Below are 16,630 nucleotides of genomic sequence, written 5' to 3' on the forward strand. Positions count from 1 at the left end.
TGATCCACTGACAACAGCCAAACAGCCCGCTCTGCGCGGACTGACCTGAAGTTCCACCCGGCTCTCTTCGTGCAGCTTGCACACTGGCTAGGTGGTTTTTTTATCAACCCACCGCGGTTCACACCGCAAACCAATCGCCACAGTCAGCTCCTGGAAACGACGCATGTCGCGCTCGTCAGTCCTGTACCCGTGGATGAGGAAATCACATGTCTGAATCTTTTGCCGCCCTCTTTGAGGAATCCCTGCAACGTACCGAAATGCGCCCTGGTGAAGTCATCACCGCTGAAGTGGTGCGCATCGAACACAACTTCGTCGTGGTCAACGCCGGTCTGAAGTCCGAGTCGTATGTTCCCCTCGAGGAGTTCAAAAACGACCAGGGTGAAGTCGAAGTCCAGGTCGGCGACTTTGTCTCCGTGGCCATTGGCTCCATCGAAAACGGCTACGGCGACACCATCTTGTCGCGCGACACCGCCAAGCGTCTGGCTTCTTGGATGTCTCTCGAAAAAGCCCTCGAATCCGGCGAATTTGTCACTGGCGTGACCAGCGGAAAAGTCAAGGGTGGTCTGACTGTTTTGGTCAACGGCATCCGCGCTTTCTTGCCCGGCTCTTTGGTCGACACACGTCCCACCAAAGACCTGTCACCCTATGAGAACAAGACCCTGGAATTCAAGGTCATCAAGCTCGACCGCAAGCGTAACAACGTGGTGCTGAGCCGCCGCGCTGTGGTGGAAGCCTCCATGGGCGAAGAGCGCGCCAAGCTGATGGAAACATTGCGCGAAGGCTCCATCGTTCACGGTGTGGTCAAGAACATCACCGAATACGGTGCGTTCGTGGACCTGGGCGGCATCGACGGCTTGCTGCATATCACCGACATGGCATGGCGCCGTGTCCGTCACCCCTCCGAAGTGGTCACGGCCGGTCAAGAAATCACCGCCAAGATCCTCAAGTTCGACACCGAGAAAAACCGCGTGTCCTTGGGTCTCAAGCAAATGGGCGACGACCCATGGATGGGCGTGAACCGCCGCTACCCACAAAGCACCCGCATGTTCGGCAAGATCACCAACATCGCCGACTACGGCGCGTTTGTGGAACTCGAGCCGGGCATCGAAGGCTTGGTGCACGTGTCTGAAATGGACTGGACCAACAAGAACGTGGCTCCATCCAAAATCGTGGCCTTGGGCGACGAAGTCGAAGTCATGGTCCTCGAGATCGACGAAGACAAGCGCCGCATCAGCTTAGGCATGAAGCAGTGCCGTGCCAACCCATGGCAAGAGTTCGCTCAAAACACCAAGCGCGGTGACCGCGTCAAGGGCCCCATCAAGTCGATCACCGACTTCGGCGTATTCGTGGGCTTGGCTGCCGGCATCGACGGCTTGGTTCACCTGTCTGACCTGTCTTGGAACGAAACCGGCGAAAACGCTGTGCGCGAATTCAAGAAGGGCCAAGAAGTCGAGGCTTTGGTCTTGGCTGTGGACGTGGACCGCGAGCGCATCAGCTTGGGTATCAAACAACTCGACTCCGATCCTTTCACCACTTTCGTCTCGATCAACGACAAAGGCCAGACCGTCACCGGCAAGGTCAAGACTGTGGATGCCAAGGGCGCTGAAATCGACCTGGGCGAAGACGTCGTCGGCTACTTGCGCGTCAGCGAAATTTCACGCGACCGCGTGGAAGACGCCAGCCATGTGCTCAAAGTCGGCGACGAAGTGACCGCTGTGGTGGTGAACGTGGACCGCAAGACCCGCAACATCCAGTTGTCGATCAAAGCCAAAGACGCTGTGGACCAGCAAGAAGCCATGGCTTCTTTGTCAAGCCAGGCCAAGAGCGAAAACGCTGGTACGACCAGCCTGGGCGCTTTGTTGCGTGCCAAGCTCGACAACAACTGATCTTGATGATCTGAAGACCCTTGCTGTCTGAAAAGCCTGCCTCTGTCATGGGGGCAGGCTTTTTTCAGACCGGTGCCAGGCACCTGCAAGTGGCATGAACAACGAAGTGAACCCATGACCCGCTCCGATTTGGTTGAAGAACTCGCTGCACGCTTTGCACAGCTGACCCACCGTGACGCCGAACTGGCCGTTAAAACGGTTCTCGATGCCATGAGCGACGCGCTGGTCAAAGGACACCGCATCGAGATTCGCGGCTTTGGCAGCTTCTCTATCAACCGCCGTCCACCGCGTGTGGGCCGCAACCCGCGCTCGGGTGAGAGCGTACAGATCCCCGAAAAGCGGGTCCCCCATTTCAAACCCGGCAAAGCCTTGCGCGAGGCCGTGGATGCAGGCACATCGGCCAATGCGAAAAAAACTGCCGCCCCCAAGGCATGAGGTGCTTTCGCAGTGCTTGTTCAGGTGGTTTTTTGGCTCAGCAACAGATCGTTAGAATGAATTCTTCTTTCGAGGTCGCGCCATGAAACGTCTGCTTCGGCTGCTTCAGTGGTTACTGAAAGCGGCTGTTTTTTTCACACTGTTTGCTTTTGCGCTGAACAACCAGCAAGAGACCCGTGTGAACTTCTTTTTCAGCACCTTTTGGTCTGCGCCCACCGTCTTGGTGGTCTTGTCGGCTTTCACCTTGGGCGTGGTGGTCGGGGTTTTGGGCATGGTGCCCCGTTGGTGGCGTGAGCGCCAAACTGCCAAACAAATGGGTCCGGCAACCGTCGCTGCTGCGGCCCCGGAAGCCCCATTAACCACGCCAGAGGTGCCCCGTGGAATTTGACTTCACTTGGATTTTGTTGGGCTTGCCAATTGCTTTTGCCTTGGGATGGATCGCCTCACGTTTGGACTTGCGTCAAATGCGCATGGCCAACCGACAAGCACCGCGGGCTTATTTCAAAGGTCTGAATTACCTTCTGAACGAACAACAAGACCAGGCCATTGACGCTTTCATTGAGGCCGTTCAAAACGACCCCGACACCTCCGAGCTGCACTTTGCCTTGGGCAATTTATTTCGCCGGCGTGGCGAATACGACCGCGCAGTCAGAGTGCACGAACACCTGCTGTCCCGTGCAGACCTGAGCCCTGCGGACCTTCAAAGGGCGCAGCACGGCTTGGCGCTGGATTATCTGAAAGCCGGTTTGCTCGACCGCGCGGAAGAAGCGCTGCGTAAACTGGAAGGCACATCCTATGAAGGCCAAGCGCGCATGGCTCGGATGGCCATTTACGAACGCTCGCGGGAATGGCCTGAGGCGACGGCCGTGGCCCGTCTGCTCGAAATAACGGGCGAAGTCGATTTCAGTGTCCGAATGGCACACTACCAGTGTGAGCAAGCCAGGGAATGGGTCCAAAAAGGAGACCACGCTGGCGCCATTGCACTGCTGCACTCCACCCTTCAGACCCAGCCTCAAGCGGCGAGACCCCGCTTGCTATTGGGCCAGTTGCTTTTGAGCCAAGGACAATCGCGCGCGGCATTTGACACCTTGGCGGTTTTGTTTGAGCGCCACGACAAGGCCGCACCCTTGGCCGCAGCCAGCTTGGTCAAAGCAGCCAAGGCTTGCGACATGGAAACAGCTGCCAGCCGCTTGCTCGAGTCCCATTACCAAGCTGCACCTTGCATCGATGTGCTGCATGCCATCACCGATGTCCTGCTTAGCCGCGCATCCACCCACAGCACCGCTCAGTCAGAGGCTTTGGACCGTTACCTTGGCCACTTGCAAAAGCACACGTCGCTGATGGCCGCCAGCCGATGGCTCACGGGCGAGCGGCCAGGCCAAGCCAAGCTGCCCGAGTCTGTGCAAAAGACCCTGGAGCATGCCACCAAGCCCCTGGCCAGGTACCGCTGTGCCGCTTGTGGATTTGAAGCCAAAGAGCATTTTTGGCACTGCCCCGGTTGCCAAGCCTGGGACAGCTACCCGCCCAAACGCGTAGAAGAGCTCTAAAAATAAAACTTTGATGTTCAAAGTTCAAGGGTTTTCACTGTTCGCTCTGGGCCAACAGCTTTTGACAATGCACCTTGCTGCAGTCAACCCAAGGAGCGCAATCATGTTGAAAAAAATCGCAGGTTTTGTGTGGGCCCTCGGATTCTTGGGCCTGAGTTGGGCGCAACACATTGATTTGAACAAGGCCACCGAGGTCGAACTCGATGCCCTCAAGGGCGTGGGGCCTGTCCTGACCAAGGCGGTGATGGACGAGCGCAAAAAAGCGCCCTTCAAGAATTGGGAAGATGCCACCAACCGTGTCAAAGGCTTAGGTCCCCAAAAGGCCAGCAGCTTGTCCGAGCAAGGTGTGCGGATACAAGGCAGTGCTTACACCGCCAAAGTGGCCGATCAAAAGCCAGCGCCTGTAAAAAACTGAAACGGCCACACCTCGACCGTCGACTCGGCAGGCATGACCAGCCCCATTGGTGCTGTGTACAGCAGCGGCTGTCAGGCCTTACCAAACCCACCGCCGCCCGGCGTGTGGATCTCAAACACATCCCCCGCCTGCATCTCAACTTGGCCAATGTGGGCCAAGTCCTCTGTGCGGCCATCAGCGCGCACCACGCGGTTGATGCCCGGCAAGCCGCTGTGCCCGCCTGCCATGCCAAAGGCCGGATGAATGCGCCCGTTGGACAAAATGCCCGCCGTCATCGGCTCCAAAAAGCGCACGCGGCGCACACCGCCATCGCCGCCCCTCCAGCGCCCCGCTCCACCCGAGCCTTGGCGGATCGCATAGCTTTCGAGCCGCACCGGAAAGCGGAACTCCAGCACCTCAGGGTCCGTGAGGCGTGAATTGGTCATGTGGGTTTGCACCACCGAGGTGCCGTCAAAACCACCCACCAAAAGGCCTTGCGCGTCATAACGCCCACCCGCGCCGCTGCCGCCCGAGATGGTTTCGTAGTACTGCACCCGCGCATTGCCAAAGGTGAAGTTGTTCATGGTCGGCTGGCTGCCCGCCATCACGCCCAAAGCGCCAAACAGCGCGTTGGTGATGCAAGTCGAGGTTTCCACATTGCCCGCCACCACCGAAGCCGGCGGATTGGGGTTGAGCATGGAGCCTTGGGGAATGATCACCTTGAGCGGCTTCAGGCAACCGGCGTTCAGAGGTATATCGTCGTCCACCAAGCTGCGGAACACGTAAAGCACCGCCGCCATGCACACCGCACGCGGTGCGTTGAAGTTGTTGGGCAGCTGGGCGCTGGTGCCGGTGAAGTCGATCTCGGCAGTGCGTTCGGCGGCATTCACGCGCACCGCCACCTGGATCTGCGCGCCGTTGTCCAGCGGCAGCGTGAAAGCACCGTCTTTGAGGCGCGTGATGACGCGGCGCACGGATTCTTCGGCGTTGTCCTGCACATGGCGCATGTAGGCCTGCACCACGTCCAGACCAAACTGCGCCACCATGCGGCGCAACTCTTGCACGCCTTTTTCGTTGGCGGCAATTTGCGCCTTCAGGTCGGCCATGTTTTGCTGCGGGTTGCGCGAGGGGTATTCGCCACTTTGCAGCAGCGCGATCATCTCGACCTCGCGCAGGTGTCCCGCCTCGACCAGCTTGACGTTGTCGATCTGCACACCCTCTTCTTCGATGCGCGTGGAAAACGGCGGCATGGAGCCAGGCGTCAAGCCGCCCACATCGGCGTGGTGACCGCGTGAGCCGACGTAAAACACCGGCTCGGCATGACCGTCCAAATACACCGGGGTGATCACGGTGATGTCGGGCAAGTGCGTGCCGCCGTGGTACGGGTCATTCAGCACGAACACATCGCCCGGCTGCATGCGCCCCTTGTTTTCGTTGATCACGGTCTGGATGCTCTCGCCCATGGAGCCCAGATGCACAGGCATGTGTGGCGCGTTGGCGATCAAATGGCCCTCGGCACTGAACAGCGCGCACGAGAAGTCCAAGCGCTCCTTGATGTTGACCGAGTAGGCTGTGTTTTGCAGCTGCAGCCCCATTTGCTCGGCGATGTTCATGAACAGGTTGTTGAACACCTCCAGCAGCACCGGGTCGGCCTGCGTGCCTGCCGCGTGTTGCACCGCGCGAGCTTGCACCCGCACCAGCAGCAAATGGTCCAGAGCCGTCAATCGCGCCTGCCAGCCTGCTTCCACCACGGTGGTGGCGTTTTTCTCGGCAATGATGGCTGGGCCATCGATCACATCGCCGGGGCGCATGTCTTCGCGCACCACCAGGGCGGCTTCCTGCCACTGAGCCACGCCTTGCGCGTTGGCGGCATAGACCTGCACCGTGTCGCGGCACGGCACATCGCGCTGCGGGTGCAAGGCCAAAACCGCCTCTTCGGGTGCATCGCCAGGCAGCACGGCCTCAACCGACACCGCCTCAACCACCAGGGCCTTGCCCTGCATCAAAAAAGCAAAGCGTTGGCGATACGCCGCCTCAAACCCCGCCACCAATTGGGCTTGATCGCCCCAAGGCACGACCAGCGCCGAGTCGGTGCCTTCGTAGCGCAAATGCACGCGTTGGCGCAGCTCAATGCGGTCGACACTTGAGGCCTCTGCACTCATTTGCGCCAGCAAGGCTTGGCGCGTGGTCTCGCCCAAGGTCTGCAAGCGCTCGGCCATGAAGGGCATGGCCGCCGCGTCCAGACGCCGCTCAATCGATTCTTCGCGCATCACGTTCTGGTCGGCCAGGCCCATGCCGTAAGCCGAGAGCACACCCGCCAGCGGGTGCACCAGCACCTGCGACATGCCCAGGGCATCGGCCACCAAACACGCATGCTGCCCGCCAGCACCGCCAAAGCACTGCAAGGTGTAACGCGTCACGTCATAGCCCCGCGCCACCGAAATTTTCTTGATCGCGTTGGCCATCTGCTGGACCGCGATCTGGATGAAACCGTGCGCCACGTCTTCGGCCGCGCGACCGGTCTGCGCCGCCAGTTTTGCAAAATGTCCACGCACCACCTCGGCGTCCAACGGCTGGTTCGCCTCCGGCCCGAACACCGAAGGGAAAAACTTCGGCTGCACCTTGCCCACCATCACGTTCGCATCGGTCACCGCCAAAGGCCCGCCGCGCCGGTAACTGGCCGGGCCCGGATTGGCCCCCGCGCTTTGCGGCCCCACCCGAAAGCGCGCACCGTCATAGGCCAACAAAGACCCGCCACCTGCGGCCACGGTGTGGATGCTCATCATGGGCGCACGCATGCGCACCCCAGCCACCTGGGTTTCAAACTCGCGTTCGAACTGCCCGGCAAAGTGCGACACATCGGTCGAGGTGCCGCCCATGTCAAAACCAATCACCTTGTCGTGCCCCGCCAACTGCGCTGTGCGGGCCATGCCCACAATGCCGCCCGCCGGGCCGCTCAAAATAGCGTCCTTGCCCGCGAACACCTGCGCGTCTGTGAGTCCACCCGAAGACTGCATGAACATCAACTTCACGCCCGGCATCTCGCTGGCCACCTGGTCCACATAGCGGCGCAAGATGGGCGACAAATAGGCATCGACCACCGTGGTGTCACCCCTGCTGACCAACTTCATCATCGGGCTGGTCTGGTGCGAGGTGCTGACCTGGGTGAAGCCCACTTCACGCGCCAGGCGTGCGGCAGTCTGCTCGTGCGCCGTGTGACGCCAGCCGTGCATGAACACCACCGCCACAGAGCGCACGCCTTGTGCATGCGAGTTCATCAATTGGTTGCGCAAATGCGCCTCATCCAAAGGCTGCAAGATTTCTCCATCCACCGCCACGCGCTCTTGCGCCTCGACCACCGCGCTGTAGAGCAACTCGGGCAACACAATCTGGCGGTCAAACAAACGCGGTCGGTTTTGGTAGGCGATGCGCAGTGCGTCGCCAAAGCCTTGAGTGGTCACCAGCAAGGTCTTCTCGCCCTTGCGCTCCAGCAGTGCATTGGTGGCCACGGTGGTGCCCATCTTCACGCACTCGACCAGCTCTGGTGTGACCGGCTCGCCAGCTTCGAGGCCCAGCAAATGGCGGATGCCCGCAACCGCAGCATCTCGGTACTGCTCGGGGTTTTCGCTCAGCAATTTGTGCGTGACCAGACTGCCATCGGGGCGCTTGCCCACCACATCGGTGAAGGTGCCTCCCCGGTCGATCCAGAATTGCCAACGGTTTGGACCAGCGGGAGTGATGTGGGATTCGGTCATAAGTTGCTCAAGCATCAGAATTCAAAAAATCAAGTTCACAAAGAGGCCGCCGCACGCGCAGCCTGGTCGTACATGCCCGAGAGCACGCGCAGCAACCGGGCCAACTCACCAATGTCTCGGTTCAAGCCATCGTCGGCTTTGAGCGCATCAATCAAACAGCTCTCGCGGATCTCGCGGTAACGCTGCACATAAGCACGCCCCTCTTCGGTTGCTGCATAGGTCACGTCTTTGCCGTTTTTTTGTGACACCACCACGCCCAGGCCTTGCAGCTTTTTCAGGGCGTAATTCACCAAATGCGTGTCTTCGATGTTCATGATGAAGCAGATGTCGGCCAGGCGCTTGTCACGCGCACGGTGCGTGACGTGGTGCAGCACCAGCACATCGAGCGGCGTCAAATCCTTCAGGCCCGCGGCCGCCATGCAGTGGATGATCCAGCGGTGAAACGCGTTGCCCGCCACGATCAGACCGAATTCGAACTCGCTCATCTCGGCGCTGTCGGGCGAGACCAGGTAGGCCGAAGACACGATGGGGCTGGTGACAAGGGGTGCGGAGGGCGCCGACATGCTGAGGGAATTTTTGCGTGGCATGGATTCCATCACGTTGAAAAAGATCAGAAAGTCTATGCCCGATAGCAACAATTTGCCAACAATTTGTTGACATTAAGGGAAAACACCGAGCACGAATTGTCATCAGCTTGCCTACAGTGATCAACTGACAGATGCACCCGATGCGCGCGTGAAGCGGGCACCTTGCTTGCACTGCCCAGTTAACCGTTCATTCCCATCTTTCACAGGAGTTCTCATGCAACGTCGCGCCCTTCACCTCAGCCTGCTGGCTGGTCTGCTCGCAGTATCCGGCTTCGTGTCGGCCCAAACCAAGTGGGACTTGCCCGCCGCTTACCCGGCCACCAACTTCCACACGGTCAACATGAACCAGTTTGCGGCCGATGTGGACAAGGCCACAGCAGGCAAACTCAAAATCACGGTGCACGCCAACGCCTCGCTGTTCAAGGCCCCGGAAATCAAACGCGCCGTGCAGGGTGGTCAGGCCCAACTGGGCGAGATCTTGCTGGTCAACTTCCAAAACGAATGGCAACCCTTTGGCGCTGATGGCCTGCCATTTTTGGCCGACAGCTACGACGAGTCCATGAAACTTTACAGAGCCCAAAAGCCACTTTTGGAAAAGAAACTGGCCGAGCAGGGCATGCTGTTGTTGTATTCGGTGGCCTGGCCACCTCAAGGCATCTACAGCAAAAAGCCGATCAACAGCGTCGCCGACCTCAAGGGCATCAAATGGCGTGCTTACAGCCCCACCACCGCCAGGATCGCTGAACTGATCGGCGCCCAGCCTGTGACGGTTCAAGCGGCCGAATTCTCGCAGGCATTAGCCACGGGTGTGGTCGAGTCGACCATGACATCGGGTGCCACCGGCGTGGACAGCAAGCTGTTCGAGCACCTCAAGTTTTACTACGACGTACAGGCCTGGCTGCCCAAGAATGCGGTGATCGCCAACAAGAAAGCTTTCGACGCGCTGGATAAAGCCACCCAGGACGCCGTGCTCAAAGCGGCCGCTGCGGCCGAGACCCGGGGCTGGGCCGAATCACGCAAGGTCAACACCACCACTTTGGAAACCCTCAAAGCCAATGGTATGACCGTGACCCCACCTTCGGCGCAACTCAAAGCCGACATGAAAAAAGTGGGCGACACCATCATGAAAGAGTGGCTTGAAAAGTCTGGGGCTGAAGGCAAAGCCATCGTTGACGCGTTCAACCGCTGATCGCATGCGCCAACTGCTCAACGCCATTTATGACAGCAGCGCCGCTTTGGCGGCGCTGTGCATGTGCGGCCTGCTGTTCATGGTGCTGCTGTCGGTCTTGAGCCGGCAGTTCCATGTCCATGTCCCCGGCACCGATGCCTATGCCGGCTACCTCATGGCAGGTGCCGGATTTTTGGCGTTGGCCCACACCTTGAAGCGCGGCGAACACATTCGCGTCACCTTGGTGCTGAGCATGTTCAAAGGCACGGCCCGCCGGGGCTTGGAAATTTTCAGTCTCGTGCTGGCCAGCCTGCTGGCCGTTCTGTTTGCTTTTTACAGTTGCCGCCTGGTTTGGCAATCCATTGAGTTTCATGACATTTCCACGGGCAATGACGCCACGCCTTTGTGGATTCCGCAGCTGGTCATGGCGCTGGGCACCGTGATTTTTGCTCTGGCCTTTGTCGACGAGTTGGTACTCGAAATCCAAGGTCGCCGCTCCGCCACCGACAGCGGCGAGATGCTGCGCAACGAATGACTTGCCATGAATGACATGATGATCACAGGGCTCTTGGTCCTGACGCTGTTTTTGATTTTGGGCAGTGGCGTGTGGATTGGTCTCACGCTCTCTGGTGTGGCATGGGTAGGCATGCAATTGTTTTCCGCCAGACCCGCAGGTGACGCCATGGCGATGACCATCTGGGGCTCAGCTTCGAGCTGGACACTGACGGCATTACCCCTGTTCATCTGGATGGGCGAAATTCTGTTTCGCACGCGTCTGAGCCAAGACATGTTCAAGGGCCTGGCGCCATGGATGCAGGCCCTGCCCGGGCGCTTGCTGCACACCAATGTGGTGGGCTGCGCCATCTTTGCGGCTGTTTCAGGGTCCAGTGCAGCCACCTGCGCCACGATCGGCAAAATGACACTGCCTGAGCTGCAAAGACGCGGCTACCCCCAGGACATGGTGATCGGCACTTTGTCGGGCTCAGGCACGTTGGGCCTGCTCATCCCGCCATCCATCATCATGATCGTTTATGGCGTGGCAGCCGATGTATCCATTGCCCAGCTTTTTATTGCTGGGGTCTTGCCCGGCTTGCTGCTGGCCGGGCTGTTTTCGGGTTACATCATTTATTGGTCTTTGCGGCACCCGGACCAGATCCCGCCGCGTGACACGCCCATGAGCTTCATGCAAAAACTGAAGGCGTCCAGCAGCCTGATCCCGGTCGTCTTGCTGATTGCGGCGGTCTTGGGCTCGATTTACACCGGTTTTGCCACGGCCACCGAAGCGGCCGCAGTGGGCGTGGTGGGCTCTTTGGCCTTGTCGGCGATGCAAGGCACCATGAGTTGGTCGGTGTTCAAACAGGCCTTGATGGGGGCCACACGCCTTTATTGCATGATCGCGCTGATCTTGGCAGGTGCGGCGTTTTTGACCTTGTCCATGGGCTACATCGGTCTGCCGCGCCACCTGGCCGAATGGATCGGTGGCTTGGGCCTCAGCCCCTTCGCGCTCATCATGGCCTTGATGGTGTTTTTCATCCTCTTGGGCTGCTTTCTGGACGGCATCTCGATGGTGGTGCTCACCATGGGTGTGCTCATGCCCACAGTGCAAAAAGCGGGCATCGACCCGATCTGGTTTGGTATTTTTGTGGTGTTCGTGGTCGAGATGGCGCAAATCACGCCACCGGTGGGCTTCAACCTGTTTGTGCTGCAGGGCATGACGGGCAAGCAACTGCCCTACATCGCCCGCGTTTCCATGCCCATGTTCTTCCTGATGGTGGGCGCGGTGCTGCTGATTTACTTTGTGCCCGGCATCGTGACCTGGCTGCCCACCCAGATGAAACTCTGAGCTTCAAGGTCGGTTCATCCCCTATGATTCAACCCGTCCCGAAAGGACGGGTTGTTCATTTGGGCAGTAAGGATTGTTTGTGTTCAAAAATGTGATGGTTTACCGCATCGGCGAGGGCTTTGCGCCCGCATTGGCCGATGTGCAGGCGGCGCTGGAGCCGATGCAGTTTGTGGAGTGTGGCGCCAGCCAAGACAAATCGATTGGCTGGGTGCCTCCACGAGGCGAAGCCCATGGACCGCTGGTCGAATCAGTGGGTGGGCAATGGATCATGAAGCTCATGATCGAATCCAAGGCGGTGCCGGGCAACGTGGTGCGCCGCAAAGTGGACGAGCGCATCGCCGAGATCGAAGCCGCCACCGGCCGCAAGCCCGGCAAAAAAGAAAAACGCGAGTTGATGGACGACGTGCTGCTGTCGCTGCTGCCGCAGGCTTTTGCGCGCCAGGCCACCGTGCTGGTGTGGATGGACTTGGAAAACCGCCGCCTGGTGCTCAACGCGGGCAGCCAGGGCAAGGCCGATGAAGTCATGTCGGCGCTCATGAATGTCATGGGCGGCTTGTCGGTATCGCTGATTCAGACCGTGACCTCCCCGCAAGCAGCCATGACCCAGTGGCTGCTGGCACCCACACCCGACGAATGGCCGTCTGATTTGACCGTCGAGCGCGAAACTGTGCTCAAGTCCACCGGTGAAGACGCCGCCAGCGTGCGCTTCACCCGCCACCACCTGGCCAACGACGACGTGCGCAAGCATGTGATGGAAGGCAAGCTGCCCACCCAACTGGCGCTCAGCTGGGACGGACGCGTGGCCTTTGTGCTGACCGAGACCCTGCATCTGAAAAAAGTACAGTACCTTGATGGCGTGATGGACGAGTCAGGCACCGACAAAAACGAAGACCGGTTTGACGCCGATGTGGCCTTGTCCACCGGCTTGCTGGGGCCGCTGATCGACAGCCTCATCGAAGCCTTGGGTGGCGAGATGGAACTGGGTGCGGCGGCCGCCGACGAAGACCCGCCGTTTTAAAACCGGTCATCCGAAACCGAAAGGACCCATGCCATGCTCACGGTGATCGCGATTTGCCTGGGTGCTTGTGTGGGTGCGCTGTCGCGCTGGCAGCTGGGCCTGTGGCTCAACCCCAGCACCGCAAGCGCTGGCCTGCTGCCCTGGGGCACCTTGGCGGCGAACCTGATTGGTGGTTACTTGGTGGGCGTGTGTGTGGGCGTGTTCCAGCAACTGCCCGAGCTCGACCCAGTTTGGCGTTTGGCCTTGGTCACCGGTTTTTTAGGGGCACTGACCACTTTCTCCAGCTTCTCAGCCGAAGTGGTCGCCATGCTGCAGCAAGGCCGTTTTGCGCTGGCTGCAGGTACGGCCAGCTTGCACTTGTTTGGCTCGCTGGCCCTCACGGTGCTGGGACTTAAAACCGTGGGTCTTCTCTGGGCGCGATGATCCGAAAAACCCTCATTCGTGTGGAACGGGTTGGAGGGCTTTTCGCCTCTGTGCTTGAAACCTGAGATCCAAGCGCACATCTGCTTGGGAAATGTGAGGCGGGTGAGCGGCGACCTTGCCAAACAGCCTCTTTCCAGAAGGCCTATTCATCTTGGTCTGAATCGAACGGGCCACCTCTGGTGATAGCATATTTGCGGGTGTTGCATGGATGTTCATGCATCAGGTTGGGTGAAGGTCGGGCCGCCTCACCGCACGGCTTCGGCCGATGGAGTCCTCCCGATGAACCACCCATTCCTGCCCTGGATTGCTGCAGCCATTTTCGCCTTGGCTGTTCTGCACACTTTCAGCACCAAATACTTTGAACACCTGGCCCACAAGCACCCGCGCCATGCCGGCGTATGGCATCTCTTGGGCGAGGTCGAAGTGGTGTTTGGACTGTGGGCCATGGTGCTGGCCATCGCCTTGTTCGCATTGGCGGGCAAGGCGCCCACCCTCGAATACCTCGAATCTCGGAACTTCACTGAACCGCTCTTTGTGTTTGCCATCATGGTGGTGGCAGGCACACGGTCCATCCTGCAGGTCTGCGGCCTGATCGTGCAGCAAATCGCACGCATGACGCCATGGCCCAAAGCGATGGTCAACTATTTTCTTTTGTTGTCGGTGGTGCCCTTGCTGGGCTCCTTGATCACCGAGCCTGCAGCCATGACATTGGCCGCACTGATGCTGCGTGACTCGGTGTTCTCTGCCAGGGTCAGCGAAAAACTGAAGTACGCCACGCTGGGCGTTCTGTTTGTCAACATCTCGATTGGCGGGACGCTGACCCCCTTTGCCGCCCCGCCTGTGCTGATGGTGGCGGCCACCTGGCAGTGGGACTTGGCCTTCATGCTCCAGACCTTCGGCTGGAAAGCGGCTGTGGCCGTGTTCGTCAATGCAACCATGGTGACACTGTTGGTGCGGCGTGAACTGTTGGGCTTGGGCGAGCCCACGGCTGCGCGCATGACAGTGCCCCCCGTCGTGGTGGCCGTTCATTTGGCCTTTCTCCTGGGCATTGTGCTGTTTGCCCATCATCCGGTGGTGTTCATGGGTCTGCTTTTGTTCTTCATTGGCTACGCATCGGCCTATGCCGCACACCAGGACCGTTTGATTCTTCGTGAGGCTTTGCTGGTCGCATTCTTCCTCGCCGGCTTGGTGGTTCTGGGAGGGCAGCAGTCGTGGTGGCTTCAGCCTCTGCTGATGGGCCTCAGCGCCGATGCCGTTTTTTACGGGGCCACTGCATTGACGGCCATCACCGACAATGCCGCGCTGACCTACCTGGCCTCGCTGGTGCCAGGCTTGAGCGACGAATTCAAGGTGGCCATCGTCGCCGGGGCGGTGACCGGTGGAGGCCTGACCGTCATTGCCAATGCACCCAATCCGGCAGGCGTGGCCATCCTCAAGGGCAAGTTTGACGAAGGGGTCGTCAATGCGGGCAAATTGTTACTGGCGGCCCTGCCACCAACTGTTGTCGCTGCGATGGCATTCCGGATTCTCTGAGCCATTTTTTTGGCACGCTGGTGGTGGCTGTTGTCGTGCTGGCCACTGGCGTGATCACGTCCGACCGTGATCACAACCGGGCCTCGTCCTCAACCCCCACCCCGCTGCATCGTCAAATCAAAACGCTTCATGAAGCTTTGACGCGCATCCTCTTCCACGCCTTCAAACACAAAAGACACGGCCAGCCGCTGCAAGCGCAGCAGTGCGATCACGCGTGGGGGCAATATGCGCCATTGCAGCAGCAGGTGGCCGTCACCGATGTGCACCCTTACTTGGTCTGTGCCCAGCTCAAAGGCATGCTCGCCCAAGGCGCGGGGCAATGCGGTCAACCATTCGGTTTCGCTGGTGCCCATGTCGCGCTCAAAGCGCTCGGTATAGAAGGACTGCATGGGTCGGGTTGCCGCGTGTTCTGTGCTCAACCACCGGCCACAGGCGGCCAGATCGCCAGCACGTCGCCTTCAACCAAGGTGGTCGTGTCCCGTTCTTCGGGTTTGATGTATTTGCCGTTGACCAGCACCAGGTGCACGAGCTTGGGCGGTATGCCATAGGGCTCGATGATCTGGCTGATGGGGGTGTCCTGCGCCACGTCCAGCGTGACCTGGTTGCTGCGCCGGGCTTCGGGGGGCAAGTAATCGGTCAGCGTGGCAAACAGTTTGAAGGTGATGTTCATGCGCAGATTGTCGCTTCAGCGGCGGCGGGCGTCTTGCGCACCGCTCCACCGCCCTTGGCCCTGCGCGCAATCGAGGTAAGCGTCCATCAGCTTGGTCGGGTCGTGCATCAGGCGGTCTTTCCAGTCGCCCAGGCGCACCTGGCCTTCGACCAGGCCGCGCATCACGCCCACATGCTCGGTCCAGCCCACGCTGTTGCAGCCCACCATCACATCGTCCTTGAACTGCAGGCTCAGGTGCCGCCCTGCGGCCTTGTCGGTCAGCACGGCCGACTGGCCACCGGCCACGCCTTCCCAGTTGCCAAAACTGGTCGAGATCAAACCCAAGGTGTCGAGCACGTTGATTTGTGTCACGCCTTTGAGCTCGGTCTTTTGGCCCAGCATGTTGAGCGCGGCCACACGGGCCTGCTCGGCGGCGTTGGGCTGGATGGCGCTCACAATCGTTTTGCCGCTGACCATGTCAAAAGCTTCGGCGCAGTCGCCCGCGGCGTAGATGCCGGGCACATTGGTTTGCAGGTGCTGGTCGGTCAACACACCTTGCAGGCAGGTGATGCCGCTGTCCTTCAAAAAGCCAATCGCTGGGCGCACACCGGTGGCGCTGATGACCAGGTCGGCCTCGACGGTTTGGCCATTGGACAAACGCACCTGCAGCGCCCCGCTGGCGTCGTCAGACCCCAAGCCCACGGCTGCAGCCAATTTGCCGAGCAAGCCTTTTTCAGGGCCAGCGCCTTGGCTGATGGCCTCGACCTTGGTGCCGGTGAACACCTGCACGCCTTTGGCTTCGCACCAGTCGCGGATCATGCCGCCTGCCACAGGGCCCATCATGCGGGGCACCATGCGGTCACCCATCTCCACCACGCTGAGCTTGACGCCACGCGCAGCCAGCGCTTCCATGATGATGCAGCCAATGAAGCCTGCGCCCATTTGCAACACGCGAGCGCCGGGCTTGGCCAGCGCCTGGATGGCGCGGGCGTCTTCCAGCGTCCAGCAAGGGTGCACGCCGGGCAAGTCCATGCCCGCAATCGGCGGGCGCACGGGGTGCGAGCCGGTGGCAATCAACAACTTGTCAAAAGCCATCGACTGGCCGTTGTCAAGATGCACTGTTTTGCCCGCCGCATCGACGCGTGTGACTTTGGCCTTGACTTGCGTGATGCGCAAATCGTCAAAGTGCGAATCGCTCTTGCGCAGGTAGGTGCCCTGCTCTTCGATGTTGCCGATCAGCAAATAAGGGATGGCCATGCGCGAATACGGCGCATCGGGCTCGTCACCCACCAAGGTGATGGTGTCGGCGGGGGCGTGCTTGCGCAAGGTCTCAGCGGCAATGACGCCGGCAGGGCCTGCGCCCAAAATGACGTGGTGGGTCATGAAACGGAC

Annotated in this window: 16 protein-coding genes; 11 read left to right on the forward strand and 5 right to left on the reverse strand. The window is 59.9% G+C overall.

Annotated features, from left to right (window positions below):
- Positions 1 to 206: 206 nt before the first annotated feature.
- From rpsA to ABWQ00_RS10790, 5 genes are all read left to right on the forward strand, one after another.
- Positions 207 to 1,886 (forward strand): 30S ribosomal protein S1, encoded by a 1,680-nt coding sequence (rpsA, locus tag ABWQ00_RS10770; RefSeq protein ID WP_353238675.1) that lies wholly within the window; start codon positions 207 to 209, stop codon positions 1,884 to 1,886.
- A 114-nt stretch (positions 1,887 to 2,000) separates the two neighbouring features.
- Complete coding sequence (locus tag ABWQ00_RS10775) at positions 2,001 to 2,321, forward strand: integration host factor subunit beta (RefSeq protein WP_353238676.1); 321 nt, start codon at positions 2,001 to 2,003, stop codon at positions 2,319 to 2,321.
- Positions 2,322 to 2,403: 82 nt separating this feature from the next.
- Entirely contained in the window at positions 2,404 to 2,709 is a 306-nt protein-coding gene (locus ABWQ00_RS10780; protein WP_353238677.1) for a lipopolysaccharide assembly protein LapA domain-containing protein, read from the forward strand.
- Positions 2,699 to 3,868 carry a lipopolysaccharide assembly protein LapB gene (lapB, locus tag ABWQ00_RS10785; protein ID WP_353238678.1) on the forward strand — a complete coding sequence of 390 codons (1,170 nt, stop codon included), beginning with the start codon at positions 2,699 to 2,701 and terminating at the stop codon, positions 3,866 to 3,868. Before ABWQ00_RS10780 ends, lapB begins: the two co-directional genes overlap by 11 nt.
- A 103-nt stretch (positions 3,869 to 3,971) precedes the next feature.
- A complete protein-coding gene (locus tag ABWQ00_RS10790) occupies positions 3,972 to 4,283 on the forward strand; it encodes a ComEA family DNA-binding protein (protein WP_353238679.1) in 312 nt (103 codons plus the stop codon).
- 71 nt (positions 4,284 to 4,354) lie between these two features.
- Here ABWQ00_RS10790 and ABWQ00_RS10795 read toward each other — a convergent pair whose 3' ends face one another.
- Positions 4,355 to 8,017 (reverse strand): hydantoinase B/oxoprolinase family protein, encoded by a 3,663-nt coding sequence (locus tag ABWQ00_RS10795; protein WP_353238680.1) that lies wholly within the window; start codon positions 8,015 to 8,017, stop codon positions 4,355 to 4,357.
- A gap of 35 nt (positions 8,018 to 8,052) precedes the next feature.
- The gene (locus ABWQ00_RS10800; protein WP_353238681.1) at positions 8,053 to 8,604 is read right to left on the reverse strand and encodes a winged helix DNA-binding protein; all 552 of its coding nucleotides are present in this window, start codon (positions 8,602 to 8,604) and stop codon (positions 8,053 to 8,055) included.
- Between the two features lie 214 nt (positions 8,605 to 8,818).
- On the opposite strand from ABWQ00_RS10800, the gene ABWQ00_RS10805 reads away from it, so the two are divergent.
- The 6 genes from ABWQ00_RS10805 (at position 8,819) to ABWQ00_RS10830 (ending at position 14,589) form a co-directional block, all read left to right on the forward strand.
- The gene (locus ABWQ00_RS10805; RefSeq protein WP_353238682.1) at positions 8,819 to 9,793 is read left to right on the forward strand and encodes a TRAP transporter substrate-binding protein; all 975 of its coding nucleotides are present in this window, start codon (positions 8,819 to 8,821) and stop codon (positions 9,791 to 9,793) included.
- A 4-nt stretch (positions 9,794 to 9,797) separates the two neighbouring features.
- The gene (locus ABWQ00_RS10810) at positions 9,798 to 10,307 is read left to right on the forward strand and encodes a TRAP transporter small permease (RefSeq protein WP_353238683.1); all 510 of its coding nucleotides are present in this window, start codon (positions 9,798 to 9,800) and stop codon (positions 10,305 to 10,307) included.
- Between the two features lie 6 nt (positions 10,308 to 10,313).
- A complete protein-coding gene (locus tag ABWQ00_RS10815) occupies positions 10,314 to 11,615 on the forward strand; it encodes a TRAP transporter large permease (RefSeq protein ID WP_353238684.1) in 1,302 nt (433 codons plus the stop codon).
- A gap of 79 nt (positions 11,616 to 11,694) precedes the next feature.
- Positions 11,695 to 12,633, forward strand: coding sequence for a recombination-associated protein RdgC (locus ABWQ00_RS10820; protein ID WP_353238685.1), 939 nt, complete (start codon positions 11,695 to 11,697; stop codon positions 12,631 to 12,633).
- Between the two features lie 33 nt (positions 12,634 to 12,666).
- On the forward strand, positions 12,667 to 13,056 hold the full coding sequence (gene crcB / locus ABWQ00_RS10825) for a fluoride efflux transporter CrcB (protein ID WP_353238686.1): 390 nt from the start codon (positions 12,667 to 12,669) through the stop codon (positions 13,054 to 13,056).
- A 279-nt stretch (positions 13,057 to 13,335) separates the two neighbouring features.
- The gene (locus ABWQ00_RS10830) at positions 13,336 to 14,589 is read left to right on the forward strand and encodes a putative Na+/H+ antiporter (RefSeq protein ID WP_353238687.1); all 1,254 of its coding nucleotides are present in this window, start codon (positions 13,336 to 13,338) and stop codon (positions 14,587 to 14,589) included.
- Between the two features lie 89 nt (positions 14,590 to 14,678).
- Here ABWQ00_RS10830 and ABWQ00_RS10835 read toward each other — a convergent pair whose 3' ends face one another.
- Genes ABWQ00_RS10835 through ABWQ00_RS10845 form a run of 3 tightly spaced genes read right to left on the reverse strand, consistent with a single transcriptional unit; the run spans position 14,679 to position 16,621 of the window.
- The gene (locus ABWQ00_RS10835; RefSeq protein WP_353238688.1) at positions 14,679 to 14,978 is read right to left on the reverse strand and encodes a hypothetical protein; all 300 of its coding nucleotides are present in this window, start codon (positions 14,976 to 14,978) and stop codon (positions 14,679 to 14,681) included.
- 26 nt (positions 14,979 to 15,004) lie between these two features.
- Positions 15,005 to 15,259, reverse strand: a complete 255-nt coding sequence (gene thiS / locus ABWQ00_RS10840; protein ID WP_353238689.1) for a sulfur carrier protein ThiS — start codon at positions 15,257 to 15,259, stop codon at positions 15,005 to 15,007.
- 15 nt (positions 15,260 to 15,274) lie between these two features.
- On the reverse strand, positions 15,275 to 16,621 hold the full coding sequence (locus ABWQ00_RS10845; RefSeq protein WP_353238690.1) for an NAD(P)/FAD-dependent oxidoreductase: 1,347 nt from the start codon (positions 16,619 to 16,621) through the stop codon (positions 15,275 to 15,277).
- Positions 16,622 to 16,630 lie beyond the last annotated feature (9 nt).

The sequence above is a fragment of the Limnohabitans sp. genome, from assembly GCF_040400975.1.
GTDB lineage: Bacteria > Pseudomonadota > Gammaproteobacteria > Burkholderiales > Burkholderiaceae_C > Limnohabitans_A.